Genomic DNA, 26124 nt, shown 5'->3' on the forward strand with positions numbered 1-26124 from the left:
TCAGGGTTCGAGGCCCCCCAAGCGCCCGAGGGGCAGGATCATTCGGTGCGCTGGATGATGTGAAAACCGTAAGCGGTCTCGACAACCTCGCTGATCTCGTTGATCTGGAGCTCGAACGCGGCATCCGAAAAGGACTTGACCATGGCGCCACGCTCGAACTGGCCGAGATCCCCGCCGCGATCACCCGCCCCGGGCTCGTCCGAGCACTCGGTGACGACCGACGCCCACGCCGCGCCCGACCGCAACGCGCGCAGGCACTCCAGCGCCTTCTGCTTCGCCTCTTCGCGGGTGCGGGTGACGTCCTCGGGACGCTGCTGGGAGCGCTGGTGCATGACGAGGATGTGGCGCGCGCCGATGCGGGTCGGCAGGCGGGCGATCCGCTGACGCTCGCGCTCCTCGACGGCCTCGCGCTCGGCCGCCCGCGCAGGGCCGATCGTTTCGAGCCCGCCCCCCGTCCAGTCCGGCCCCGTGGCGAGCGAGGTGCACGCGGGACAGACGAACGCGAGCGCGAGGAGAACGGACACTCGGCCAGCGAGAGCTGCCATGGGGCGGGAACGTGGACCAGGGGCCGCGGGCGCGCAAGGGGGTTCGGGGCGTAGCTCGGCTTGTCCAAGCGTAGCCCCGAGCGTCGAAAGGTTCGGGGCGTAGCTCGGCTTGTCCAAGCGTAGCCCCCGAGCGTCGAAAGGCTCAGGGAGTCGTCTGATACGATGACGGGGTGCCGCTGCTCGATGTGGTCCTCGGCTACGACTGCAACCTCGCGTGTACCTACTGCACGATCACCGAGGCGATGCGGCGTCGCGCGCTGTCGACGGAGCAGGTGGCGCGGGAGATCGATCGGGCCGCCACACGAGGCTTCCGCGATGTCGCGTTCACCGGCGGCGAGCCGACGATCCGGAGCGATCTGCCAGCGCTCGTGCGGTACGCGAAGAAGCGCGGGTTCGAGCACGTGAAGGTCGCGTCGAACGGTCTCAGGTACGCGCATGCGCCGTACCTTTCGCTGCTCGCCGAAGCGGGCGTGGATCAGTTCCACGTGTCGATGCACGCGCCGAGCGACGCAGCCTACGAGGAGACAGTGCAACGCGAAGGGACGGCAGAGCTGCGGCGAAAGGCGATCGAGAACCTCGTCGCGCGGGGGCTCGATCCGATCGCGGATCTGATCCTGAAGGAGGACACGTACCGGGACGTGCGCGCGTGGGTCGAGGGGCTTTTCGCGCAGGGAATCCGGCATTTTCGGCTGTGGCTCGTGTCGTTGACGGACGGAAACCGCGCGAACGTGGACCAGCTCCCGCGTCTTTCGGACGTGGCCGCGAAAGCGCGCGAGGCGTTCGAGGCGGCGCGGAAAGGCGGCTACGAGGTGCACGCGCTGCACATCCCGCGGTGCTTTTTGCCGGGGTACGAGGATCACGTGCGGCACCCGGGCGCGGACGTCGTGCGGGTCGTGACGCCGGACGAGGTGTTCGATCTGAAAAACTCGCGCCTCACGGGTGGCGTGAAGCCCGCAGGATGCGAGGGCTGTCGGTTCTTCGAGGCGTGCCCGGGGCTGCGCCCCGACTACGTGGATCGCTTCGGCGGGGACGAGGTCAACAGCGTGCCGGCGTGAGACGAAGATTCAGGCCTCGGGGCCGTGTCCCCGCCCTCGCCGTGGTGCGGGCCGCCGCCGGGCAGGTCGAGGTCGTCGAGGCCCGCGAGGACGGAGAGCGAGACGGGGTGGTACGGCGGCCTCGGGGTGATGGGCTTGTCGACGTCGCCGCCGCGCTCGGAAACGAGGCGCGCGCAGAGCGCGAGGCACCACTTGCCCTGGCACCAGCCAGTCCCGAAGCCGGTGTACCGCTTGACCGACTCGATGTCGCGGTAGCCACGATCGAGGGCCGCTTCAAGCTCGTGGAGCGTCACGTCCTCACAGCGGCAAACCAGGGTTTTCATGCACGAACCTCTCGCGGGATGGTAGCGCCCCCCCGGGGGGATCGGCTATATGGGGCGCATGCCTCAGAAACCGCAGGTTCGTGCCAAAGAGAAGGTCCGCCAGACGCGCAGGCTCGCCCGCTGGCGCGCGAAGAAGGCTGCCGAAGCCCAGACGCAGGCGCAGCAGAGCCCCGCGCCGAAGTCGGCATCCTGAAGTCACGTCCGTGCCGTGCGTCCCACGCGCACGGCACCGGACGGACATTTTCGACGGCACGACCAACGAAGCGCGCGTGATCACGCCGCGCGCCAGAGCTTCATTCCATCGGGTCGCTTTCAACCTCGGCCTCGGTCGTTTCGGACACGTCGGGCGGCGCTTTGCCCTTCTTCCGCTCGGCCCGGAGCGTGGCCATTTCCGCGCGCGACGGGTTGATCACGAGGAAGCCGTGATCCGCGTCGAGCAGCACGACGTCGCCGGGCGACGCCCACTGGAAGAGGCCCTCGACCTGCGTGATCGACGGCAAGCCGAGCAGCCGCAAGAGCACCGGCGTGCGGGGATCCGAGGCGCGCTCGCTGAGCACGACGCCCACGGGATGCGTGCGCGCCGAGACGACGAGGTCGAACACGGTGAGCCGATCGCCGATGAGCACGGCCTTTGTCGGGAGCTCCGCGCGCGCGTCGGGCGACGCGAGCATGACGAGCGCGTCGCAGAGGTCCTCCATGTCGCGGGCGCGCTCCTGCAGGAAGGGATCCCCGACGATGCCGTTCGCCGCGCGCACGCCCTCACGCGCGACGAGGCCGAGCGCCTGCGCGACGCCGTGGCCCTCGGCGACGAGCTCGGACGCGCGCTGACGAAGGCGCAGGTCGCCGATCATGAGCTCGTACGTGGAGAGGAACGCCGCCTCGCGCGAGAGCCCGAGCTTGCCCGCGCGGGCGACGAGCGCCGAGAGCGCCTTCTCGGCCGCGCTCCAGGCACCACGGAGGAGCTTCGGATCCTCGCCCGTGGCCTTGCGCTGCGGCGAGGTGGCCGGGCGGCGCAGGGCCGCGACGGCGCCGAGCGATCGGCCCGGAACCGAAGGGACGCCGGGGAGCGTGACCTTGCGGGTGCCGCCGCCTGTGCGGCGAAGCTTCTTGTCGCGTAGCTCGCGGAGAACCTCGGCATGCCGGATCGCCGAGGCGATCGGCGCGGTGAGCGCGACGAGGAGCCGGACGTCGCTCGGGCGGTAGGCCTTGTCGCCCGCGCGCTGCACGACGATCGCGCCGAGCACGCGGTCGAAGCCGAGGATGGGGACGGCAAGAAAGACGGGGTAACGGTCCTCGTCGATGAACGGAAACGCGCGCCAGCGCTGATCGCCGGGCGCTTTCACGACGGCGACGGGCCGCCTGGTCGCGACGGCCGTCCCCGTGAGGCCTTCGCCGACGGACATGCGCACGGTGCCGCGCGCGCCCACGGGAAACCCGACGTTGCCGCGAAGGACGAGCGCGTCGCCGTCCCCTTCGAGGAGGTAGAGCGAGACGATCTCGGCCTGGACGATGGCGGCGATGCGTTTCGGGGCCTCGTCGAGGAGGACCGAGAGGGGCATCGGTTTGGCCACAAACGAAACGAAGTCGAGGACGCGGTCGAGGCGAACCTCGCGGCGCACGGGGTTCTGCGACTCCGGCGGCGGGGGCAAGGTCGAGACGACCGGCGTCACCGCAGGGTCGTTGGCGAGGACTTCGTCGGAGGGACGCGACGGCATTCGGGCCGTACCATACCAGGAGGGACGGTCTTGGAAAGCGGTCGCAGGAGGTCCCGATCATGCGCGGGACGGGCGCAAGTCCACAGGCCCATCGAGGGGCGGGCGCTGCATCGCGCCGAGCGGCGAGCAGCGCGCAAACGGTGCGCGTTCGAGGACAGCGCGCGCGAGGGCACCGTCGTCCGACGAGCCCACGGCCGTGACGAACGGCGCCCACGGGGCGAGGAGCTGCGGCGCTTGTTCGAGCGCGAGCGCGACGACGTGAACGACGCGCGCAGCCGGCGGCAAGACGAGCGCTCGTGGGGAAGGGTCGAAGCCGACGGCATGCGAGGGGCGCGCGAGGAAGAGGCCGACGGCCTCCATCGAGGCGCCGTACAGCGTGATTTCGGCAGCGAGCGCGGGATCGAGGGGGCCGCGGGGGATACGCGCAGCGGTGCGGGCGAGGGCGGCATCGAGCGCTTGGACAAACTGTTCCGCGTGGGGTTCTCCGCCCTCGACGAGGACGAAGCGCGGAGACAAACACCCGCGTTGATCGAAGGGGACGACGTCCCGCGCGAGGGCCTCGGCAGCGTCGTCGAGCGCGGCGTCGGCTCCAACGACCGCGAGCCCGATGCCGGTGCCATGTCCCCGCACGCAAACGCCCGCCGGAAGGCTTCGTGTGACGGCTTCGATCGAGGCGTCCGAGCCGTAGACGTGCAGCTCGTCGCCTGGCGCGGGTGAGATGGTGGAGGCACGCGTGAGGGAGGCGTGGTGCGTCTGGACGAACGTTTCGTCGGCGGCAAGCGCGCGGACGAGGAGGTCGGTGACCACGGGATCACGGCGCGAGGGACGCACGACGATGTCAGGTGAGGTCGCGGCGGCAAGCGCGAGCGCGCGGAGCGGCGCGGTGCAGACGTTGGCTGCGAGGACGAGGTGGCAGCGGGGCGCGCGGCCGGTGCGCGCGAGCAGCGTGTCGATCTCGGCGTCCGTCGGCTGCGTCTCCAGGTGCGCCGAGAGCGCAAGCTCGACGCCCTTCGGATCGAGGCCGGTGACCTCGGGCAAACGCGCACGTGCCTCGGCGCCGAGCGGATCGTTCGGATCCTGGATGCGCCTGCCCGCGGCGACTACGCGGAGGACACGCGCCCTCGCCTCGGCCTCGGCGCTCATGACGAACCGCGCGAGAGAACCTCGTCGATCGCGAGCGAGCATCCGCGCGGCGTGGCGCCCGGCGCGCGGCCGAAGAGCTCGACCCCGTCGTCGGTCACGCGCCCGAGGTCCGACGTCTGGATCGCCACGGACGAGTCGACGTTCGCGAGATCGACGAACCGCAGGATGCCCGTCTCACCCGGCGAGAGCGGCGCGAGCGTCGTGGGATCGCAGGCGGTCACGCGCATCCACGGCGGCGGCGCGTACACGCCGTGCCGCGCCGGGGACCGAGCGCCGAGCGCGGCGGCGAGCGTGCCTTCGTAGAGCTGACTCGAAAGCTCGGTCATGCCGTATTCGCCCACGATGTGGGCCCCGGGGACGCCGAACAGGGAGGCGATCGCGCGCCGGAGCTCGGTCGGCTCGACCTCGCGTGAGCGACCTTTGAAGCCGCCGGTCTGCATGACGCGGCTGCCCGGCGGGAGCGAGAGATCCCGCGTCCCGGCGCCGTCGAGCAGGTGCACGAACGCGAACGACGCGCCGAGCACAAGCGCAGGTCTGCCTGCGGCACGTGCTTCGGCCGCGGCGCGCGCCACGCCTTCGATGTCGAGCACGCCGCTGCGCACGTGGAAGCTCACAGGACCACCGAGCTCGCGGGCGAAGAGATCGAGCATGAAGCCGAGCGACGAGTCGGCGACCTCCTCGATGGACGGCGCGAGCACAAGGACGCCAAGGTCTTGACGATCGGGCCAGAGCATCCGCTCGCCCCAACGAAGCGCGACGAGCTCGTACGTGGCGGTGGTGCGGAACGGATGCTCCCCGCGCGCTTCCTTGCCCTGGGACGTGCCGCTCGTCCGAAACACGAGCGTGTCTTCATCGGGCGCATGCGCGGCAATGCGCGCGAGCCGGAAGACGTCGCAAGGCAGCGCGGGGATCACGGCCGCGTCGCGCGCGCTCGCGAGGTCGATGCCCCGCGCGCGGACGAGGCGCCCGAGGGCAGGCACGTGCGCGGCCTGGAAACGCGCGAGCGCAAGTGCGAGGTCGTCGAAGGACTCGGGCGGCGCGCCGCGCAAGATCCCCTCGACGAACGCCCGCACGCGCCCATGCAGCGCTTCGCTCGTAGGCCGTACCGTCACGCGGCGATTCCTAGCAGGAGCGAGGCAAGGCCGCCAAGCGAGCGGACTTCGCTCGAACCGTCAGGCGAGCGTCGCCTTCATCGCGTTCGCCGCCGCCGTGAGTTGCTCCTCGGCGATCGTGAGCGGCGGCGTCCAGGTGATCACCTCGCCCTTCTGCCCGCCCGTGATCACCACGTACCCGGCTTCGAGCATGCGCCGCATCGTCTGCAAGGCGAGCGCGCCGCTCTCGAACGCGACGCCGAGCATCAAGCCCTCGCCGCGCACGTCGACGACACCTGGCACGCCCGCGAGCACCGCCGTGAGGTACTCCTTCGTCCGCGCGCCGATCTCACGCGTCTTGTTGACGAGCTGCCGAAACCGGAGCGAGTCGAGCGTGGCGATCGCCGTCGCGCACGCGAGCGGCGCGCCCGCGTGCGTGGACGTGTGCACGACCTCGCCCTCGCGCGCCCATGCCTGCATGACCTCATCCGCCGCGATGCACGCCGCGATCGGCAAACCTCCGCCGAGGCCCTTGCCGAACACGAGCACGTCGATCGCTGCGCCCACGGCCGTCGATCGCACCATCGAGCCCGAACGACCGAGCCCGGTCCAGATCTCGTCGGCGATCACGAGCGCGCCGTGCCGATGCGCGAGCTCGCAGAGGTCCCGCAAGAACCGCTCGGGCGGCACGATGATGCCGCCGCGCCCAAGGATCGGCTCGACCAGCACCGCGCCGACGTTGCCGGCCGCGAGCGCCTTCTCCACGGCGCCGAGCGAACGATCGAGATCGGCCTCCGCCGCGGGATACGGCGCGAACGAGACGTGCGGGTTGAGCTGGAGGTTGAACGGCTCGCGATAACTCTCGCGCAGCCCGAGCGCGGCGAGCGGCCCGTATCCAAGGCCGTGGTATGCGCCCTCGAAGGCGACGACGCCGGGTTTGCCCGTGGCGAGCGTCACCGTCTTCAGCGCGGCAGTGATCGCGTCGCTCCCGCTCTGGCAAAGCAGCACGCGCGGCGCCACGCTTGGATGTAGCGACGCGAGCCGTTCGAGTAGTGCGACCTTGATGTCGGCAGCGTACACGTCGCCGAGCGCCTGGATGAGCCGATCGGACTGCGCCTCGATCGCGCGCGTCACGCTCGTCGCGCCGTGCCCGAGCAGGAGCGATCCGAAGCCGGCCACGAGGTCGACGTAGCGGTTGCCATCGACGTCGAACAGGTTCGCGCCCTTGCCCGAGGCGAGCACGATCGGCGCCATCTCTGCGCCGCTCGTCTCCTCGCGCGTCTTGCGCCGCGTGCCGAACGCCGGGCACTCGACGCGTTCGAGCCTGCCGAGGAGGCTACGCGACGCAGGGCCCGGAGGCGGCACACGGATCTCGGGGAGCTGATCACCCGTCAGTTCCTCTGCGGGGGCGGGAAACTCGCTCAGGGGCATGTCGTTTCACCTAGCACGCACGAGCGCGGCGAGCAGCGGTGGACACGAGCGTCCTCTCGGAACCAAGGACCTCGGGGTTACGAGCACAGCCTGTTTCGGCCGGTCCTCTTCGCCATGTAGAGCTTCTCATCGGCGCGCTTGATGAGGTCCTGCGCCGAGCGATCGCTCTCCTGCAGGAGCGCGGCGCCGAGGCTGATCGTCACCTTGATGCTGTCGGCTTGAAAAACGAACGCGTTGTCCGCGACCTTCTGCCGCAGCGTCTCGCCGAGCGCGACGGCGCCCTCGAGCGAGGTCTCGGGCAGGACGATCGAGAACTCCTCGCCGCCGTACCGTGCGAAGACCTCGTCGCGGCGGATGCGCGACTGCACGACACGCGCGACCTCCTTCAGCACGTAGTCGCCCGCGAGGTGGCCGTGCACGTCGTTGATGCGCTTGAAGTGGTCGATGTCGAACATCAGGATCGACAGATCCCGATCGTGCCTGCGGCCGCGGATGATCTCGCGCTCGAGGGCTTCGTAGAGGTAGCGCTTGTTGTAGATCTGCGTGAGACCATCGATGATGGTCATCCGGTAGATCTCTTCGTGGTACTGCGCCTCGACGTCGGCCCCGGAGAGGAACTTGAAGATCGTCGGGCCAATCTTCACACGGTCGCCGTTCTTCAGGACGACCTCGCGCGAGATCTGCTCGTCGTTGCAGTACGTGCCGTTCGTGCTGCCGTCGTCGACGACGACCCAGTAGCCGCCCTGCTGGCGGAACTGCGCGTGGCGCCGCGACACCGAGTCGCCGTCGAGGACCACATGGTTGTCCGCGCCACGACCGACCCGCGTCGGGTTGTGCTCGAGCACGAAGCGCTTGCCGAGCAGCGTCGGCTCCTTCGTGTAAATGACGACGAGGCAGTCGGTCCCGAGCCGAGGCGCCTCACCCCCACCCGGCGGGGGCTGCACCACCGTGGTAACGCGAGTCTTTTCGTCGAAGTCGTTCACGCGGTTTCAGCCCGGTCTGCCTGCTACTTCGGTCACGTCGGGAAGCAATCGAAGCGGGGCCCCTCGGAAGTAGCCCGTTCCAAGCTCAATCACCCGGATCCAGCCGATCTTCCAGCTTCAGCGTATCCATCCCCCCGCACAGGCGTCAAGGTGAATTCGATTACTGGGTTTCGTCCTTGCCGTGTCTCGTCTCCAGGGCCTGGTTGCCCAGGCTCCACGGCGAGGTTTGCGACATTGTTGTGCGACGATTGTACGAATGCAAGGCGCGTGGTCCGGACAGCAGCGACGGACTCGTGCGCCCAGGACGACTTCGAAAGAAGTCGCTCAAGCCGTGAGGTCTCGCGCCGCGCTCGCGCGTAGCTCGCGTTCGGCCCGCGCGGGCCTTCGATCCGGCGTGCCCGACGGCAACGTCGCGAGCAGCCGGCCGTGATCGAAAACCCACATTTCCCCGGGTTTGCCCTGCGTCCACGTCTCGTTCTTCGTGAGCGGCGCCGTCGCCACGACCGCCACACGATCACGCGGCGTGGTCACGGCCGAGAAGTCGACCGCGAGGTCCTCGTCCGCGAGGTGCGCGAGGCCAAACGGCGCCTTTCGGATGATGTAGCAGAGCCGCGTGCCGCAACGGGCAAACAGGTGCCGCCCATCACCGAGCAGGAAGTTGAACGTACCGTCTTTCGCGATACGCGCGCCGGCGTCTGCCACGGTCTGCCAGAGCTCGCTCGGCCTGCGCGGATAATCGTCGAAGGTGCGGCGAAGCTCTTCGAGCAGGACGCAGAAGGCGTACTCGCTGTCGGTCGTGCCGATCGGCGTGAAGCGGCCGAGCTTGCGCTGGCGCACGCGCGGCAGCGTGCCGTTGTGCGCGAAGACCCAGTGTCGGCCCCAAAGCTCGCGCACGAACGGATGCGTGTTCGCGAGACTCGTGGGCCCGCGCGTCCGCTTGCGGACGTGGCCGATCGCCAGCATCGTCTTGATCGGGTTTTGCGCGAGGAACCGCGCGAGCGGGCTCGCGGCCGCCGATGTCGGTTCGAGGAACACGCGCGCGGCGTACCCCTCGTAAAACGACAGGCCCCAGCCGTCCCCATGCGGGCCCGTCTTCCCGCCTCGCTGGCACAAGCCAGAGAACGAGAAGACGATGTCCGTGGGGACGTTGCACTCCATCCCGAGTAGCTCGCACATCTCCGCGCGCCTGGGAGTATAGGCGAAACTCAGCGCGCCGCGACGGCCGCCGCAGCCTCGTTCGCCTGCCGCACGCAGTCGGGGATGCCGACGCCATCGAACGCAGCGCCCGCGAAGTGGAGGCCGGGGAGCCTGCGCGCGATGTCGCGGATCCGCCGCACCCGCGCCGCGTGCCCCACGATCGGCTGCGCGTTCGCCTGCTCGTAGCGGAAAACACGCGCGAGCATGGGCGCGGCGCGGACGCCGAGGAGCGAACCGAGTTCCTCGCGCGCGAGCGACACGAGCGCCTCGTCGCTCGCCGCGAGCGCGCCGGGATCGCGGTGCCCACCCACGAACACGCGCACGAGCGCCGCATCCTGCGGGGCGCGTCCCGCCCACTTGCTGGAGATGAACGTCGCGGCGAGGATACGACGCCGTTCGTCTTTCGGGATGACCACACCCACCGCGTCGAGTGGGTGCGGGACGTCGGGCCGCGCGTACGCGAGGACGACGGTGCCCGTCGAGACGTACGGGATGCCGCGGAGGAGCGCGCCGAGCTCCGCGTCGATCTCACCGAGCGCGCTCGCCGCCGCGTGTGCGGGCGCCGCCATCACTACGTCGTCGGCCTCGATCGACTCGGTCTGCCCGTCCCGCGCGCCGTACCGCACGACCCAGCGCGGAGGGGCGTTCGCCTCCGCGCCGCTCGATCGCTCGACCGACACGACGGGCGCACCCACGCGGATGTCGCCGCCCGCCTTCTCGATGCGCCGGGCGAGCGCCTCGATGAGCTCGCCCATGCCCCCGAGGAGCGAATGGAACGGGCTGGGCGGTGGTCCTTTCGTCGCCGGCTTTTTCCGGCGCTCGGCGAGCGCGCCGCGGATCAGGCTGCCGTGGCGATCTTCGAGCTCGGCGAGCTGCGGAAAGGTGCTGCGGATGCTGAGCAGGTCGACGTCGCCCGCATAGATGCCCCCGAGCAGCGGTTCGCCGAGCACGTCGAGCGCCTCCGCGCCGAGGCGCCTGCGCAAAAAACTCCCGATCGACTCGTCGCCTTTTTCCCGCGGGCGCTGCGGCAAAACGAGGTCAAGCGCCATCCGGGCCTTGCCCGGCAGGCTGAAGAGCGGCGTCCGCGCGAACGGCAAGAAGCGCGTGGGCACCGCGAGCACGAGCCCCTCGGGCATCGTGTGCAGCGCGCCGCGGCGCGGGATGTACACGCGACGGTTCTTCGGCGTCGTCCCGATGAGCCGCTCGCCGAGGCCGAGCTCCTTGCAGAGATCCGTGGCGAACGGCTTGGCGATGACGAACGAATCCGGCCCGCCGTCGATCACGAACCCGCCTTCGCGCTCGGTCTGGATGTTGCCGCCGAGCCGCGCCCGCGATTCGAGCAGCGTGACCTCGCATCGCGGACCTGTTTGCGCGGAGAGCAAGCGGTAGGCGACGACGAGCCCGGTCACGCCGCCGCCGACCACGACGACGCGACGAGCGGTCACGCCGCGCCCTCGTGCCGGTAGGCGTGGATCACGTCGACGAGCGCCTTCACGTTGTCGACCGGCGTCTGCGGCACGATCCCGTGGCCCAGGTTGAAGATGTGCCCCGGCCTGCCGGCGGCCTCCGCGAGCACGGCCCGCGCGCGCGCCGCGGCCACGTCAGGCGGAGCGCAGAGCAGGAGTGGATCGAGGTTGCCCTGGATCGCGTGATCGTAGCCGATGCGCTTCCACGCCTCGCCGAGCGGCAAACGCCAGTCCACGCCGATCACCGTGCCTCCACAATCGCGCTGCGCTTCGAGCAGCGTCGACGTGTTCGTGCCGAAATGGATCACCGGCACGCCCGTCTTCTCGACGCTCTGCAGGATGTTCTTCACGTGCGGCGCCACGTGCGTCCGGTAGTCCTCGGGTGAGAGCGCGCCGATCCACGAGTCGAAGAGCTGCACGGCCTGCGCGCCGGCCTCGACCTGCGCGTGCAGGTAACGGCGCACGACCTCGGAGATCTTGCTCATGAGCAGGGAGAACGACGCGGGGTCGCCCCACATGAGCTGCTTCGTGCGGAAGTAGTCCGACGATTTGCCGCCCTCGACGAGGTAACTCGCCATCGTGAACGGCGCGCCCGCGAAGCCGATGAGCGGCGTCTTGCCGTCGAGCTCGCGCCGGATCAGGCGAATCGCTTCGAGCACGTAGCCGAGCCCTTCTTCCGGCTCGAAGACGCGCATCCGATCGATGTCCGCGCGGTCGCGCACCGGCGCGTGGATCACGGGGCCCTCGCCCTTCTCGAACGAGAACGGCGCGCCCATCGGTTCGAGCGGCAGGAGGATGTCGGCGAACAGGATGGCTGCGTCGACGCCGAGCCGCAGCGGCTGCAGCGTGACCTCAAGCGCGAGCTCCGGCGTCTTGCAGATCTCGAGCAGCGTGTGTTTTTCCCGAAGCGCGCGGTACTCCGCCATGTAGCGGCCGGCCTGTCGCATGAACCAGACGGGTGTGACGTCCGTCTGCTCGCGACGGCAGGCGCGCAAAAACCGATCGAACATGGCCCGAACAGTGACCTCGGGCCCCGCCCGTGGCAACGACGAAGCGCGGCCCGCCGAGGCTCAGCGCGGCTGCTGTCCTGCGGCCTCGTATCGCTCCAGCATGACCACGAGCCGCGCCGCGCCGAGGACGCCGGCCGGCAGCACGATGAGCAGCGTGCACGGCAGGAACGAGAGCAGCGCGAGCCCGAGGCCAAAGCCCATCACGGCGCCGATGTTCCGACGCACGAACTCGATGCGCGCGCCCACGGGCACGCCACGAATCGAGAGCGGGCAGTCGCAGAGGTCCCACGCCCCGGCGAGGGCCGCCACCGCGAGCTGGAGCGGGAACGCGACGACGCTCAACGGCGCGAAGAAGAAGCTCAGAACGCCGAGCAAAATGAGGATCGGCGCGGTGACCGCGAGCGCCACGAGCGACGACTGCAGCGCGCGCCACATGTCGTCGAGGAGGCCGACCTCGGGCCACGTGGGCGCGCCCATATCGGCTTCGGCGCGCCGCACCATCCGCTCGAGCGCGGGCCCTGAGAGCGGCTTCGCGAGCGCGAACGAGACGGCGAGCGCGGCCACGAGCATCACCACGATCGAGAAGACTTGCAGCACGACGCCGAGCACCGTCCACAGCGCGCCCGTCCCGGGCTCCTTCACGATCAGCGCGACGAGCGCAGGCGCGAGCTTCACGCCGGAGATGCCGAGCACGATCGAGAGCACGAGCGCGATGCCCGTCGGGATGAGCGCGAGCGGCCAGAGGTCCGGCGTGCGGAAGAGGTAGCCGTATCCGCCGAGCACAGCCTTGAGGCCCGCGCCGAAGCCAGGGCGTTCGAACGGGACGAGCGCTGCGGGCGGGCTCTGAACGGGCGCGGCGGGGACGCCGGGGGATGCGTCGGGGGTGATCATTCGGCTACGAACGTCCCAGCGCTCGGGCATCCGGTCAACGGCTTCCGCGCAAGGAGCGCGCTAGGATGCCTCCCCTCGCCCATGGCCCCTGCCCCGACACGCGCGGCTCCGATCGTCGTCCCTCTCCGCGAGGGCGGGCGCGTCGCCGTCGTCTCCGATCTGCAGCGCACGGCCCTCGTCGAGCGCCTCTTCCTGCGCGCCGAGCAGAACGACGCCGAGCGGACGGGCATCCTCGCGGCGCTCACCGCGGCGCGCCCCGACGCCACGCTCCTTCTCGGCGATCACGTCTTCCTCGGCGCCTCGTCCCGGGCCTGGGCATTTTTCGATCGGCTGGTCGAGCCGCTCCGCGCCGCGGGCGTCGAACTCTTGCCGATCCTCGGCAACCACGATTGCTGGTCGATCGGGCCGCGGGGGCTCCGCCATTATTTTTCGCGTTTCCCCCGGCTCGAAGGAAGCCGATTCTACACAGCGCGCCTCGGACCCCTCGGCATCGTCGCGCTCGATTCGAACCGGATCTTCATGCCCGCACGGCAATGGGATGAGCAATCGCTTTTTTACAACAAAACCCTCGCCCGCCTCGACGCGGATCCTGACGTGCGAGGCATTCTCGTGCTCGTCCACCACCCGCCGTTCACGAATGGCACCGTCACCGGCCCTTCGGCCCTCACGCAGCGCACGTTCGTCCCCGCATTTTTGCGCTCCCGCAAGGCCGTCTTGATGCTCTCGGGGCACGTGCACGCCTACGAGCATTTCGTCCGGGAGGGCCGCCATTTCGTCGTTTGTGGCGGCGGCGGAGGGCCGCGGCATCGGCTGCGCCCGAAGGAGCGACAGATGTTCCGCGACCTCTTCGACGGCCCCTCGATTCGCCATTTTCATTTCCTGACCCTCGCGCCGGACGAAACTGGCCTCGACGTGCGCGCCCTCGGCCTGGCCAAGGGCGCGACACGTGTTTTGCCGATGGATCAGTTCCGGATCGATTGGCCCGGCTGATCAGGGCTTCTGCACGTAGATCCGCGGCGCGCCGTCGAGCGTGAGCGTGATCTTTCCTCCGTCGGGGCTCAGCGTCTCCACGGCGCCGGAGTCGCTGAAATCGAGCCCGTACGTCTCGTACGAACCCTCCGCGGCAAGCGAATACGACGCGCTCGCGGTCTCGCTGCCGCCCTTCGTACGCGCCCACAACACGAACGCGCGGCGCATGTCAGGCAAGCGGAACGCCGCGCCTCCGACCGTATCAGGCAAACCGAGCGCCGTCGTGCCCCCCTTGTCGAACAGCGCGCCTTCGAGCAGCTTGCCGAGCGTCCGGTACGCGCGGCCCGCCTCCGTGCGCACGGCCTCGCTCGTTTGCCCGAGCTTCGACACGTCTACGTAAAGGCCCATGTAATCGAATGAATTCGTGCTTGCCCCGACGGCCTTTCCATCGGACAGACAGAACCAATCAATACGCTCGACCCCCACCGTCTGCGCGGCCGTCATCACCTTCACCAGGTAATTCGGCGCGTATTCGGCCCCGCCCGGCGCCCCGCCCACGGCCACGTGCGGCGCGCCGGTCTCCGTCACGATCCACCCCTTGCCCGTCACGCCCGCGTCCGTGAGCTTCTTGTCGAGATCCGACTTCAGCTTCAAGAACCCCGCCACGCCCTCGTCCGAGCTGCCCGGCCCAAAGACCGGATAATAATGGAAGCTCACGACATCGAAATACGAGCTACCCGTCTTCGGATAGTCGTTCGTCACAGCCCCGCCGGAGGGGTTGTCCGTGTAGCGCAGCACGGCCGAGAGGAAGCTCGGATATCCGATCCCGCCGAGCGCGATCCGTGCCTCGGGATCGGCCTTCTTCGCCGCCTCGAAGCTCACGCGCAGCATGCGCACGTAATCATAGATCGACCCGCCGAACCGCACGAGCTGCTCCTTCGTCGGCGGCTCCGTCTCCCACGTCTGCGTGACCTGCCAATCGGACACCCAGTCCGGCTCGTTCCACACCTCCCACACGCGCACCCAGGGCTTGTACGTGGTCACGGTCTGATACACGTACGCGCCCCAGTAATTGTTCGGGTTGATTGACCCGTCCCCATTGAAGACGGGCTCGTAGAGGTTTTTCGGAATGTAATGCTCGAGCTCCCAGCTCGGAGTGCCCGCCGGCGCCGTGGCGTGCTCGACCGTGGGCACGCCGAGGAACGCCACGTGTTCGCCCATGCCGAGCGACGCGTACCCTTTCATGTCCCCGACCTCGATGTCGTAGCCCCAGGTATCGAGGTGCTGCTCGGAGAGTTTCAGGCGCGCGCTGTTCGAGCCCGCCTCGTGCGACAAGAAGGCGAGGTCCTGGTCGTTCCAGCCAGGGTTCGGAAATCCATAATTGACGCCATACCGGAACGGCCCGCCGAGCGCGCCCCCGCCCCCGGATCCGCCCGAGCCACCGCCGCCCGAGGACGACCCCGAGCCACCGGACGCTCCCGCGCCTCCCGAGCCGCCGGATGCGCCGGACGCGCCGGCGCCGTCATCGCCGCTCCCGCCGCCCGAGCAGGCGGCGAGAGTGCAAAAAATAAATGCTGTCGCAAATGCAGGGCGAACCAATTGAAGCATGGATAGTCCTCCTCGGACGCGGGAAGGACGCATTGTATACGGAGTTGCCCGGCTTGGCTCGGGTCACGAACGACGTCGCGTGTCACGCCGCCAGTGCCGGCAGACCGGCTTGACCCCGCACCCCTCGCACGCCTCCGGGTCCCGCTTCGACGGGCAGGTCTGAAGCATGCCCATATGACACAGCGAAAAATCGTACTTCACCGGGTCGTCGGGATCGAGCCGCGCGAGCGCGGCCGTGATCTCCTCGGCCGCCCGGAAATCGGCCGATGCTCGCTCCGTGAGCCCGAGGTTTCGTGCGAGCTTGTGAATGTGCGTGTCCACGGGAATGATGAGCTGCGAGGTCGGCACGTCCCACAACCCGAGATCCACCCCGTCCGCGGGCCGCGCCATCCACCGGACAAGGAGCAAGATTCGCTTCACGGCGCTGCCTTTGCTCGGATCCGGCAAAATATGCTCCGCGCCCCGACGCCCGCCGGCGCCGGCGCCGAGCTCGCCCCGCTCCCGGATCTCACGAACCCACGCCCCGAGCGCCTCTCGTAGATTGCCCGTCGCCGCGAGTTTGTCCGTGAGTGCTTTGCCAAGCGAGCCATGGGCGCGCTGCACCGCCCGCGTGCCAATCACCAGCCCCGCGAGATCCTCGTCCCGGTAGACGCGATGCCGGAACCCCGCGAGCCGCGCGCGCACCGCCGCCGGATCGTCGGCGATCGCCGCCACGCGCGGGCCGAGCCGCGCGAGCGCGTCCTCGATCTTCGCGCAAAGCGCCTTCACGTTGCCGAAGGCCAGCGCCGACGCGATCATCGCGACGATCTCCTGGTCGTCGCGGCGGGCATAACGATGCACGAAATGCACCGGATCGGCTGCCTTTCGCGCCTCGACGTCGCAACGCGCCCGCACGTCCTCGAGCGCGCGCCGGAGCGCCTCGTCTGCCCCTCGCAAAGACGATCCGCCGCGGCTCATTCGCCTACGCCTCGTACACACGCGCCGCCTCGATTGCGCCCGCGGCGTCGGCTGGTCCAGACGAACTCGGCTGGATTGACGGTGCTCATGTAGGACCCATACGACATCGTACCCCGAGCGCTCGACCGCGAGCGTGCCGGAGGTGTTGGGGGAAACGAACCATGGAGCCGCTGGAAAACGCGAACGGCGACGCGACCACCTGCGCGATCACGGACGTGGCCGTCATCGGCGGAGGCGCGGGCAGCCTGGGCGTCATCGAGGCCTGTCTGCTCGCCGGCCTGTCCGCCACGATGATTCGAACCACGCCCGGCAGCGCCGCCGAGGCGCGCAAGCGATTGGCCTCCGCACTCGAGGACAAACGCCACGACGGTCGGCTCGACCCGGAGGCCGTCGCGCGCGCGCTCCGCCTGTTCCGCGCGACCGGCGACATCGGGGCCGCGGCGAGCGCCGACCTCGTCCTCGAATCGACCGATTTGTCCTGGAAAACACGACAAACCCTGCTCACGCAGGCCGAGCGCGCCACGAACGGACACGCCATTCTGGCCACGACGGCCCCGACCGCGCTGCTCCGGGCGCTCGCGACGCGCCTTGACGTACGTGAAAACTTCGTGGGATTGCATTTCTTCGCCCCCGCGGTGCTGGCCGGGTTTTGCGAGGTGTCCGTGACGAACCGGACCCAGCCTACCGTGGTCGAGACGGCCGTGCAATTCGTGAAGGCGCTCGGCAAACACGCGGTGATCGTCCGCGACACGCCCGCTTGTCTCCTCCTCCACTCGCGAGGGGCCAGGCTCGGCGCGGCCCATGCCGAGCTCCCTCGTCCCCTGCGGGCGCGGCCCGGCAGCTTTTGCGGGCTCTAACGGACGCTCTTCAAGCCGCGCGTACGAGCTCGACGAGCGCCTCGATGGCCTCGACGGGCGCGCCAGGCGCGAGCGCAGCCGAGAACGCCGCGTGCGCGGGCGCGTCCTCCGCCGCGAGCCAGCGGAAGCTCTCCTTGGGCCCGAGGAAATGGCGGCCCCGAAACACGAAATAGAGCTCCAGCAGATCAAAGAGCAGCCACGCGCGCCGGTAATGCGCCTCCACGTCCACGGGCCCGCCGCGCCGGATGCGCCCGAGCATTTTCTCGCACCAGGCCCGCCTCGCCGCGATCTCCGCCTCGGGCAAACCCTTCGGCGGCAGGGCGAGCGCGGCCGCGACGTCCTCGACGAGGCGCGCGCCAAGCCCGCGCGGGTCGAGCACGGGAATGCCCCCGCGCACGTGCAGGAAATTCGCCCCCGCGTCCACGACGGCCTTTTCAAGCACGATGAATGCGTCGAAAAACACCCCGTCCACGAGGCGCGCGTCCCGCGTCGCCTCGCCCTCCGCGCGGATCCCGAGCATGTCCCAGTCGCTCTCCGCCGTCGCCGCCCCGAGCGCGCGCGAGCCATAAAGAACGACGGTGTGGCAGCCGTGCCGCGTGACCAATTCGTTCACGAGCCGGGCGAGGATCGGATCGTTCGCGAGCGCCTCGGGGCGGTTTTTCATGACGCAGGTGAGGCTACGGACACCCGCGCGGGCCGTCAACCACGCGGCGGGCTTGACCTCCGCGGGCCTTCGTGATGCCTAAGGCTCACGCATCCCATGGCCGAAACCCCGCCTCCGCCCCCTGCCCTCGTCACCGTCCCCGCCCGCGAGGCGCCCGCGCTTCGCCTCTTCGTCTTCCCGCACGCGGGGAGCGGCGCCTTTCCTTACCGCGCGCTCGCCCCCGGTTTGCCCCCCTGGGTCGAGTTCCACGCCGTTCAGCTCCCCGGCCGCGAGGCGATGTTCACGGCGGCACCTTACCGGTCGATGCTCCCGCTCGCTTCGGCGCTCGTCTCCGTGCTCGCGCCGAAGCTCGACCTCCCGTTCGTGTTTCTCGGCCATAGCTTCGGCGGACACGTCGCATTCGCGGTGGCGCGTGCGCTCCGCGCGCGAGGATCCGCGGCGCCCCGGGCCCTCGTCGTCTCCGGCAGCCGCGCGCCGCACCTGCCGCTCGGGCGCCATCCCTTGCACGACCTTCCGAGGCCGCGGCTCATCGACGAGCTTCGCCGTTATGGCGGCACCCCGGAGGCCGTCTTGGCGAACGACGAGCTCATGGACCTCTTCCTGCCGCCGCTCCGCGCGGATTTCGCGATCTACGAGACAACCACCTTCGAGCCCGAAGCGCCGCTCGCGATCCCCATCGTGGCCCTCGGCGGGCACCAGGATCACTCGACGCGCCCCGAGCAAATCGAACCGTGGCGCGAGCACACGAGCGCCGCCTTCACCTCGCAGTTTTTCGAAGGCGGACATTTTTATCTGTTCGAGCAGTCGAAGGCGGCGTTCGCGGAGGCGCTGCGCGGGGTGCTCGAGGATCTCCGGCGGAATCAGGGCACGTCGTAGAAGAAATGGACCTCGTCGATCGTGCCCTGGTGCTCGACCCTCACGTGGACGTCCCAGCGGCCCGGCATGGAGAGGGCGAGGCCTCGTACGGCGTAGGCGCCGTCTCCCGCATCCTCGATCGAAGGGGCGAACGTCGCCTCGTGCCCCATCGCCGGCATGATCGCGGTCACTTCGATCAAGGCCCCCTCCACGACCGCACCGGTCTCCGCGTCGCGCAGGGTCAATCGTAGATCGTTTTCGCCCTGTACGAGCGGCGCCTCGGGGACGAGCTTGAATTGCATCGCGCCGCGCAGGCCGATCGATTCCTGGTCCGGGCTCGCAGTGGCCCCCTCCCCGCCGCACGCGGCGAGCCACGAAAAGGCGAGCGAGCAGAGGAGCATCCTCGAAAAACGGGCGCGGGAGATGCGGTTCGTGTCATTCATAACGCGGAAATGATCTCCGTAGGCCGATGGCGAATGCCACGGCGGATGGTTCGTTCTTGCCGAGGGAGGAGACCGGCAGGTCCACCTCCAGCGAGGCGAGCGCCGTGAAGCGCTCGGAGATATCGTATCCAGCAAAGAGCAGCGCGGCCGTGCGCCGCCGATCCGCGTCGGGCGTGGTCGCGCCGCCGATGGCCGGCGCCGATTCGTACTCGTGCACGAGCCCTGCCGAGAGCGACCAACCCGTGGAAAACACCGGCCCCGCCGCCGCGACGAGCCGCATCCGCGGGCCGAGCTCGATGCGCTCGCCGCGCGCCCCCGTCATCGGCGTGCGAAGGCCGATCGACGCGCTGAAGACAGCCGTGGCCTCGTTGTCCCAGTTTTTCTCGACGAACACGCCCGGACGAACCTCGACGGCGCCGAGGCCCGTGGCGTCCGTGGCGAGCGGGTCTTTCGCATCCGCCGCAGATCGCCCCGTCGGGAGGCTCACGCCGGCCGTGAGGGCGATCGCGGGCCAGGCGCTCGTCGTGGTGAGCGAGACGATGTCGAAGCGCGCCGAAAGCGAGAGGTCGCCGAAGCCACCGCCGACGTCCGTGCCGTCGCGCGCGCCGCGGATGTTGAGGAGCACGGGCGCGAGGAGGCCGAGCTGAAGGCGTGGGATCGGCGCGAATAGGCAGCCGAGCTCGGCGCGGCTTTCGGTGTCGAGCGTGCCGGGCGGCGCGAGCGTGAACGTACCCGCGTGTCCGTGCGAGCCGAACCGATCCGAGAAACGAAACGAGAGCCCGATCGCTGCGCGTTCGAACGGGCCGAGCCGCTGGCCGAGGCCGTGACCGCTGCCGCAACAAGCCGACGCCGAGGCGTCACGCGTGGCGAGGAAGAGCACGCAGCCGAGCAGAGCCGAAGCGAAGATTTTGCGGGCGCCGAGCACCGTGCATCCATGGAGCCGCGCGGCGCAAAGATCCATGAGACACGTTGTCGCATCACGCAGACGTCCGAGCGGTATGGTGCGACGATCCGACGCACCCCGCCGCGCCCCGCGGTTGCTACGCTCGCGCCCCATGTCAGGCGCTCCCCCCGGCCTGCCCGCGGCCCACGAGGAAGACGACGCGATCGGGATCGTCGAGCGTGGTCTCTCCGGGCTGCGGATCGCGGTCTCCGGCCTCCTGCTCGCGACGCTGCCCTTCAGCGCGTACGTCCTCGGATTTCACGTCCGCTACGAGATCGCCGTGCCCGCGACGCTGCTCGTCGCCGCGGCGAATGCCCTCGTCGCTTCCCGCGCGGGGCGTGGCCGCCCGCCGCCCTCGCGCCTCGCGCTCGCGGCCGGGCTCGCGCTCGATCTCGCCGGGATCTTCGTGGTCCTCGCGTGCTCGGGCGGCGCGGCGAACCCCTGGAGCGCGCTCTTTTTGATCCACGTCGCGCTCGCTGCCGCGGTCTTGCCGCTCGGCACGACGCTCGCGCTCTCGGGCTTCGCCGCGTGCCTCTTCCTCGCGCTCTTCAGCGTGCCCTCCGGGGCTTGCTGTCCGAGCCACCCGGAGAACGGGGCCTTCTCGACGCACCTCTACGGGATGTGGTTCGCCTTCGCGATCTCGGCAGGGATCATTGCCACGTTCGTCACGCACGTCCGCAGCGCACTCGCCGCGCGCGGCCGCGAGATCGCGCGCCTCCGCCGCGAGGCCGAGGTGAACGCGCGGTTCCGCGCGCTCGCGACGCTCGCGGCAGGCACGGCGCACGAGCTCAACACGCCGCTCGGGACGATCGCTGTCCTCGCCTACGAGATCGGCGACGGCTGCGAGCCCGAGGCGGCGCAGCGGCACGGCGCGGCGATCGGCGCGCAGGTCGAGCGATGCCGGCAGGTGATCACGCGCCTCTCGGCCGGCAGTACGCGCTCGGCCGAAGGCGAACACGCGAGCATCACGGACGCGGCGACGCGCGCGGTCGAGGCCTGGCGCGCGGCGCATCCCGACGCGAAGGTCACGATTTCCGTGTCGTGTGATCCGGGGGCGCGCGTGGGTTTGTCCGCGGCCGAGCTCGAGGGCGCGCTCGGGGCCTTGCTCGACAATGCGCTCTTCGCGTGCCGGGCCAGGGAAGTGACGGCGCCGATCGGCGTGCACGTGCGTCGCGAGGACGAGCGAATCCTCGTGGCGGTGGAGGACGAAGGCACGGGCGTACCGGCGGATCTCCGCGAGCGGCTCGGCGAGCCATTCTTGACGACGAAGGAGCCCGGCGAGGGAATGGGCCTCGGGCTCTGGCTCGTGCGGCGCGTCGTGGAGATCGCTGGTGGGACGCTCGATATCGGGCCGCGGGAGCCGCGGGGGACACGCGTGACGATCCGGCTCGAGGAGGCGCGGGCGTGACGGGGGCCGAGGGAAAACCCACGCTGCTCGTGGTGGACGACGACGCCGCGTTCCGGGCCGCGCTCGGTGAAGCCCTCGAACGGCGAGGTTTTTCCGTATCGCTCGCCGAGGGCCCCCCGGCGGCGCTGTCGCTCGCCGAGCGGCAGGTCTTCGAATATGCGCTCGTCGACGTGCGAATGCCGGGCGGCAGCGGGATCGACCTCGTGCGGTCGCTCCGATCCCTCGACGAGGGGACACGAATCGTGGTGCTCACCGGATACGGCACGATCGCGAATGCGGTGGAGGCGATGCGCGCAGGGGCCTTCGATTATTTGACGAAGCCGGTGAACGCGGCGGCATGTGAGCGTGCCCTCGCGGGCCGCCCGTCCGCGGAGGGCGCGCCGGACGACGTGCCTTCGCTCGATCGCGTGGAGTGGGAGTATCTGCACCGGGTGCTGGGCGATTGCGGCGGCAATATCTCCGAGGCGGCGCGGCGGCTGCGGATGCACCGGCGTTCGCTCCAACGCAAGATTGCCAAAATGCCGCCTGTGCGCTGAACGCAGGAATTGCGGGGGCGCACGGGGCGGCGCGGCGCACGGCCGGAGCATGCTTCCGGGTTTGCAAGGTCCTGGCGCTGCCGGTAGACTGATTCGTTACGGATGAGGGAAGGCACGGTCTTCGCCGAGCGGTATGAGATCCTGCACCTCGCAGGTACCGGCGGCATGGCCGAGGTGCACCGGGCGATGGACCGGCAAACCGCGACGCCGGTCGCGCTGAAGCTCGTCTCCGACGCGAGCCCCGTGGACGACGCGCGCTTCGACCGCGAGATCGAGGCGCTCGGATCGCTCGATCACCCGGGCATCGTCCGCTACCTCGGGCACGGCACGCTCGCGAACGGCGCGCGGTACCTCGTGATGGAATGGCTCGAAGGCGAGGAGCTTGCGCGCACGCTCTCGCGCGGGCGGCTCTCGGTCGAGGACACCATCGCCCTCGCGCGGAAGGTCGCCGAGGCGCTCGCGTCGGCCCACGAAAAGCTCATCGTTCATCGCGATCTCAAGCCCGAGAACGTCTTTCTCGTGGGCGGCAGGCCCGACCAGCCGAAGCTGCTCGACTTCGGCATCGCCAAGCTCGGCCGGCACACGCGCATCACCGGAACGGACAGCATCGTCGGCACACCGGGCTTCATGGCGCCCGAGCAAGTGCGCGGCGAGGCCGAGGTAGACGCGCGGGCCGACGTCTTCGCGCTCGGCTGCCTCCTCTTCGAATGCCTCGCCGGCGTGCCCGCGTTCCCCGGCGATCACCTGCACGCGATCCTCGCGAAGGTGCTCTTCGCCGAGCCGCCGTCGCTCATGGAGCTCCGGCCCGAAATTCCGTACGAGCTCGAAGCACTCGTGATGCGCATGCTCGCGAAAGACCCGGCGGACCGGCCTCGGGATGGGCGCGCCGTGGTGGAGGAACTTCAAGCACTGGAGAGCGGCGCGGCCACGGTTCGCGCCGTCGCGCCCCCCTCGCTCCGCCCGCCCTCGCTCACGACCACCGAGCGCCGGCCCGTCGCGGCGTTGCTCATCGGGCGATCGAAACACTCGCTGCCGCCGCCGGCGCTCGGTCGATCGTTCGAAAGCCGCGAGCGGCGCGCATCGGAGCTCGATCGATCGCTGCAAGCCGAGGCCGAAGCGCGCGGGGTGCCGTGCGAGATCCTGCGCGACGGATCGCTCGCGCTCTGGACCGCGGGCGCGGGGGCGAAGGATCTGGCGGCGCGGGCGGCGCGCATCGCGATGGAGCTGCGGACGCACGGTGGCGGCCGGCCGTTTGCCCTCGCGGTCGGTTGGGGATCCCTCGCGGGGCCGAGCCCGCTCGGGGACGCGATCGACCGGGCGGCGCACGCGCTCGCGGAGCACCGCGGCGCGAGCGACGTGGAGTGCCCGATCGCGCTCGACGAGCTCACGGCGGGCCTGCTCGACGCGCGCTTCGAGGTGCAAAAGGACGGCGCGGGGTTCTCGCTGCACGGCGAGCGTGCGGCGCTGCTCGGCACACGCACGCTCCTCGGCAACCCCACGCCGTGCGTCGGGCGTGACCGCGAGCTGCGCACGCTCGCGGGCCTGTTCGAGGACTGCATCGAGGAGCCGGCCGCGCAAGCCGCGCTCGTGACGGCAGCCGCGGGCCTCGGCAAGTCGAGGCTCGCGCAGGAGTTCGTGCAGACCGCGCTGCGCGACGCGCCGCTCGCGAACGCGTGGATCTCGGGCGGAGACGCACGCCGGGCGGGCTCGGCGTTCCGGCTCGTGTCGCAGGCGCTCTGCATGGCGCTCGGCATCGCCGCCGGGGATGGGCCGAACGTACGTCGTGACAAACTCGTGGCGCGGGTGTCAGCGCGCTTTGCGGAGGGCGAGGCGCGGCGCGTGGCGCGGTTCCTCGGCGAAATCGTGGACGCGCCGTTCCCGGACGAGGACGACCTGCCGCTGCGCGCGGCGCGCGCGGACGTGCAGCTCATGGTCGACCAGATCCGCGCGGCGTTCCTCGATTTTCTCGGGGCCGAGTGCGACGCGGCGCCGGTGCTCCTCGTCCTCGAGGATGTGCAATGGGGCGACCTGCCGAGCGTCCGGCTCGTGGACGCGGCGCTGCGCACGCTCGCCGACAAACCATTTTTCGTCCTCGCCACGGCGCGCCCCGACGTGCGCGAGCGATTCCCACGGCTCTGGGAAGGGCGCCGGTTGCAGGAGATCAGCCTCACGGAGCTCGGCAAGCGGGCGAGCGAGAAGCTCGTGCGCGGGGCGCTCGGCGAGGGCGCGTCGCAAGAGGTCGTCGATCGAATCGTCCAGCGTGCGCAGGGGAATGCGTTTTACCTGGAAGAACTCATCCGCGCCGCGGCGGAAGGGCGGGACGCGGAGCTGCCGGAGACGGTGGTGGCAATGGTGCAATCACGCCTCGCCTCGCTCGACGATGAGGATCGGCGGCTGCTCCGCGCGGCGAGCGTCTTCGGGGACGTGTTCTGGGCCGGCGGCGCGCGGGCGCTGCTCGGCGAAGGCGTCAGCAAAAATGTCGTCCGCGAGCGGCTCGTGGCGCTCGAAGAGCGGGAGCTTTTGTCGTTCCGCGGCGAGAGCCGCCTCCCCGGGGAGGAGGAGGTCGCATTCCGGCACGCGCTCGTGCGCGAGGGCGCCTATACGATGCTGACCGAGGAGGATCGCGAGCTCGGCCATCGGCTCGCGGCGACGTGGCTCGAATCCCACGGCGAGACGGACCCGCTCGTCCTGGCGACCCATTTCGAACGCGGTCAGAAGCCGAGTCGCGCGGTGCGCCACCTCCTGCGCGCAGCCGAACAGGCGCATCGCGCAGGCGACGACGAGGACGCCGTTCGCCGCGCCGAGCGCGCCCTCGCCCTCGGCCCCGATCCCGAGACCGAAATCGGGCTGCTCGGCATCGTCTCCGAGGCGCGCATGTGGCAAAACCATCTGGAAGAGGCGGCGACCCACGGCGCGCGGCTCACGCGCAGGGCCCCGCCCGGCAGCGCGCCCTGGGTGCGCGGCGCGCTGGCGCAATTCACCTATGCGCTCCGCATGAAGCACGTCGACGAGTCGATCGGGATCCTCGACGCGATCGCCTCGATCGAGCCCGCGCCCGAGGTCCTCGGCACCGTGTCGCTCGCGCTCGCCATGGCCACGGTTCTGCTCCTGACGGAGGGGCGGATCGATATCGTCGAGCCCATTCAACGAAGGCTCGACGCGCTCGTCGGGCCCGCGGCCGATCGCGACCCGATGGCCCGGGCCTTCTGGCACCTCTCCTATCCGCGCTGGGAGGCGTGGATCAAGGAGAACCCGTGGGAGAGTTTGTCACGGTCGCGCGCGGCGCTCCAGGCCTTCAACGAGGCTGGTTCGCGACGCGGCGGGGTGCTCGCGCGGGTGTTCGTCGGGATGAACGAGGGGATGCTCGGGGCGAATGGGCGCGCGGCCGAGACGCTGCGGCCGGAGGCGCGGCACGACGAGGATTTTGCGATCGTGGCCTCGCTCCGGGCGCTCTTCCGGGTGCTCGCGCTCTCGGACGGAGGACGGCTCGACGAGGCGCGCGACGAGGCAATGCGGCTCTTCGCGGCCGCAAAGATGAACGGCAACGAGGCGGACGAGGCGCGCGGGCGCTGGGCGCTCGGCGAAGTGGCGCGGCGCGCGGGCCATGCCGAGGAGGCGGCGCGGCACGCGCGGGCGGCCATGGAGCTCGGCGGGGTGCTTCCGCTCGATCACGCCGCGGCGGGTGCGGTGCTCGCAAGCGCGCTGCTCGCGGAGGGGCGCGTGGACGAGGCACTCGCGGAGGCGCGCGCGTCTCATGCGCGATACGAGGCCGTGCGTGGATTCGGGTATCGCGGCGGCTTTTTGCGGGTCACGCTCGCCGAATGCCTCGACGCGGCGGGCGCGCGTGACGAGGCGCGGGCGGCGCTCCGGCTGGCGCGCGAGCGGCTCCTTCGGATCGCGGAGCGGATCCCGGACCCTGCGTATCGGCGGAGCTTCCTCGAAGACGTGCCCGAAAACGCGCGGACGCTGGAGCTCGCCCGGGCCTGGCTCGGCCCCGATGAATCGATCGGATAGGATTGGCAGGAAGTACCATT

At 70.2% G+C, this 26124-nt stretch carries 24 protein-coding genes; 8 read left to right on the forward strand and 16 right to left on the reverse strand.

The features are described 5' to 3' along the window. Positions 1-38 precede the first annotated feature (38 nt). Positions 39-524: a peptidylprolyl isomerase gene (locus tag POL67_RS49240; RefSeq protein WP_271929229.1), complete on the reverse strand. Its 486-nt coding sequence runs from the start codon at positions 522-524 to the stop codon at positions 39-41. Positions 525-715: 191 nt separating this feature from the next. Between POL67_RS49240 and POL67_RS49245 the strand changes: the two genes are divergently transcribed. Beyond that, positions 716-1600 carry a radical SAM protein gene (locus POL67_RS49245; RefSeq protein WP_271929232.1) on the forward strand — a complete coding sequence of 295 codons (885 nt, stop codon included), beginning with the start codon at positions 716-718 and terminating at the stop codon, positions 1598-1600. Here the strand turns inward: POL67_RS49245 and POL67_RS49250 are convergent. Next, a complete protein-coding gene (locus POL67_RS49250; protein WP_271929235.1) occupies positions 1552-1923 on the reverse strand; it encodes a (2Fe-2S)-binding protein in 372 nt (123 codons plus the stop codon). The two genes, POL67_RS49245 and POL67_RS49250, sit on opposite strands and share 49 nt — an antisense overlap. 58 nt (positions 1924-1981) lie before the next feature. Between POL67_RS49250 and POL67_RS49255 the strand changes: the two genes are divergently transcribed. Continuing rightward, the gene (locus POL67_RS49255) at positions 1982-2116 is read left to right on the forward strand and encodes a hypothetical protein (RefSeq protein ID WP_269749842.1); all 135 of its coding nucleotides are present in this window, start codon (positions 1982-1984) and stop codon (positions 2114-2116) included. Between the two features lie 100 nt (positions 2117-2216). On the opposite strand, the gene POL67_RS49260 is transcribed toward POL67_RS49255, so the two are convergent. The 9 genes from POL67_RS49260 to POL67_RS49300 form a co-directional block, all read right to left on the reverse strand. Further along, the gene (locus POL67_RS49260) at positions 2217-3638 is read right to left on the reverse strand and encodes a GAF domain-containing protein (protein WP_271929241.1); all 1422 of its coding nucleotides are present in this window, start codon (positions 3636-3638) and stop codon (positions 2217-2219) included. A 57-nt stretch (positions 3639-3695) separates the two neighbouring features. Then, complete coding sequence (locus tag POL67_RS49265) at positions 3696-4781, reverse strand: acyl-CoA reductase (RefSeq protein WP_271929244.1); 1086 nt, start codon at positions 4779-4781, stop codon at positions 3696-3698. Beyond that, on the reverse strand, positions 4778-5893 hold the full coding sequence (locus tag POL67_RS49270) for a LuxE/PaaK family acyltransferase (RefSeq protein WP_271929247.1): 1116 nt from the start codon (positions 5891-5893) through the stop codon (positions 4778-4780). Before POL67_RS49270 ends, POL67_RS49265 begins: the two co-directional genes overlap by 4 nt. Before the next feature lie 60 nt (positions 5894-5953). Beyond that, positions 5954-7303: an aspartate aminotransferase family protein gene (locus POL67_RS49275; RefSeq protein ID WP_271929249.1), complete on the reverse strand. Its 1350-nt coding sequence runs from the start codon at positions 7301-7303 to the stop codon at positions 5954-5956. Between the two features lie 77 nt (positions 7304-7380). After that, the gene (locus POL67_RS49280) at positions 7381-8286 is read right to left on the reverse strand and encodes a GGDEF domain-containing protein (RefSeq protein WP_271929252.1); all 906 of its coding nucleotides are present in this window, start codon (positions 8284-8286) and stop codon (positions 7381-7383) included. A gap of 324 nt (positions 8287-8610) precedes the next feature. Next, a complete protein-coding gene (locus POL67_RS49285) occupies positions 8611-9462 on the reverse strand; it encodes a class II glutamine amidotransferase (protein WP_271929255.1) in 852 nt (283 codons plus the stop codon). Positions 9463-9491: 29 nt separating this feature from the next. Then, a complete protein-coding gene (hemG, locus tag POL67_RS49290) occupies positions 9492-10928 on the reverse strand; it encodes a protoporphyrinogen oxidase (protein ID WP_271929257.1) in 1437 nt (478 codons plus the stop codon). Then, positions 10925-11959, reverse strand: coding sequence for a uroporphyrinogen decarboxylase (hemE, locus tag POL67_RS49295; protein WP_271929260.1), 1035 nt, complete (start codon positions 11957-11959; stop codon positions 10925-10927). The genes hemG and hemE overlap by 4 nt, the downstream gene beginning before the upstream one ends. A 60-nt stretch (positions 11960-12019) precedes the next feature. Next, positions 12020-12850 carry an EI24 domain-containing protein gene (locus POL67_RS49300; RefSeq protein ID WP_271929262.1) on the reverse strand — a complete coding sequence of 277 codons (831 nt, stop codon included), beginning with the start codon at positions 12848-12850 and terminating at the stop codon, positions 12020-12022. A gap of 81 nt (positions 12851-12931) precedes the next feature. Here POL67_RS49300 and POL67_RS49305 point away from each other — a divergent pair, with 81 nt between their 5' ends. Continuing rightward, positions 12932-13840: a metallophosphoesterase family protein gene (locus tag POL67_RS49305; protein WP_271929265.1), complete on the forward strand. Its 909-nt coding sequence runs from the start codon at positions 12932-12934 to the stop codon at positions 13838-13840. On the opposite strand, the gene POL67_RS49310 is transcribed toward POL67_RS49305, so the two are convergent. Then, on the reverse strand, positions 13841-15427 hold the full coding sequence (locus POL67_RS49310; RefSeq protein ID WP_271929267.1) for a hypothetical protein: 1587 nt from the start codon (positions 15425-15427) through the stop codon (positions 13841-13843). 63 nt (positions 15428-15490) lie between these two features. Continuing rightward, the gene (locus tag POL67_RS49315) at positions 15491-16384 is read right to left on the reverse strand and encodes a TIGR02757 family protein (RefSeq protein WP_271929269.1); all 894 of its coding nucleotides are present in this window, start codon (positions 16382-16384) and stop codon (positions 15491-15493) included. Between the two features lie 161 nt (positions 16385-16545). Between POL67_RS49315 and POL67_RS49320 the strand changes: the two genes are divergently transcribed. Continuing rightward, positions 16546-17241: a 3-hydroxyacyl-CoA dehydrogenase family protein gene (locus tag POL67_RS49320; RefSeq protein ID WP_271929272.1), complete on the forward strand. Its 696-nt coding sequence runs from the start codon at positions 16546-16548 to the stop codon at positions 17239-17241. A gap of 10 nt (positions 17242-17251) precedes the next feature. On the opposite strand, the gene POL67_RS49325 is transcribed toward POL67_RS49320, so the two are convergent. Continuing rightward, positions 17252-17905 (reverse strand): nucleotidyltransferase domain-containing protein, encoded by a 654-nt coding sequence (locus POL67_RS49325; RefSeq protein WP_271929275.1) that lies wholly within the window; start codon positions 17903-17905, stop codon positions 17252-17254. Between the two features lie 96 nt (positions 17906-18001). Here POL67_RS49325 and POL67_RS49330 point away from each other — a divergent pair, with 96 nt between their 5' ends. Next, positions 18002-18781, forward strand: a complete 780-nt coding sequence (locus tag POL67_RS49330; RefSeq protein ID WP_271929277.1) for a thioesterase II family protein — start codon at positions 18002-18004, stop codon at positions 18779-18781. On the opposite strand, the gene POL67_RS49335 is transcribed toward POL67_RS49330, so the two are convergent. Then, positions 18766-19203 carry a FixH family protein gene (locus tag POL67_RS49335; RefSeq protein WP_271929280.1) on the reverse strand — a complete coding sequence of 146 codons (438 nt, stop codon included), beginning with the start codon at positions 19201-19203 and terminating at the stop codon, positions 18766-18768. The genes POL67_RS49330 and POL67_RS49335 overlap by 16 nt on opposite strands. Beyond that, positions 19196-20164, reverse strand: a complete 969-nt coding sequence (locus POL67_RS49340; protein WP_271929283.1) for a hypothetical protein — start codon at positions 20162-20164, stop codon at positions 19196-19198. Before POL67_RS49340 ends, POL67_RS49335 begins: the two co-directional genes overlap by 8 nt. A 94-nt stretch (positions 20165-20258) precedes the next feature. Between POL67_RS49340 and POL67_RS49345 the strand changes: the two genes are divergently transcribed. From POL67_RS49345 to POL67_RS49355, 3 genes are all read left to right on the forward strand, one after another. After that, on the forward strand, positions 20259-21554 hold the full coding sequence (locus POL67_RS49345; protein ID WP_271929286.1) for a sensor histidine kinase: 1296 nt from the start codon (positions 20259-20261) through the stop codon (positions 21552-21554). Then, complete coding sequence (locus POL67_RS49350) at positions 21551-22090, forward strand: response regulator transcription factor (RefSeq protein ID WP_271929289.1); 540 nt, start codon at positions 21551-21553, stop codon at positions 22088-22090. The genes POL67_RS49345 and POL67_RS49350 overlap by 4 nt, the downstream gene beginning before the upstream one ends. Before the next feature lie 102 nt (positions 22091-22192). Further along, positions 22193-26104, forward strand: coding sequence for a serine/threonine-protein kinase (locus POL67_RS49355; RefSeq protein WP_271929291.1), 3912 nt, complete (start codon positions 22193-22195; stop codon positions 26102-26104). The last annotated feature ends 20 nt before the right edge of the window (positions 26105-26124 follow it).

Origin of the sequence: Polyangium mundeleinium (assembly GCF_028369105.1) — a bacterium.
Taxonomy (GTDB): domain Bacteria; phylum Myxococcota_A; class Polyangia; order Polyangiales; family Polyangiaceae; genus Polyangium; species Polyangium mundeleinium.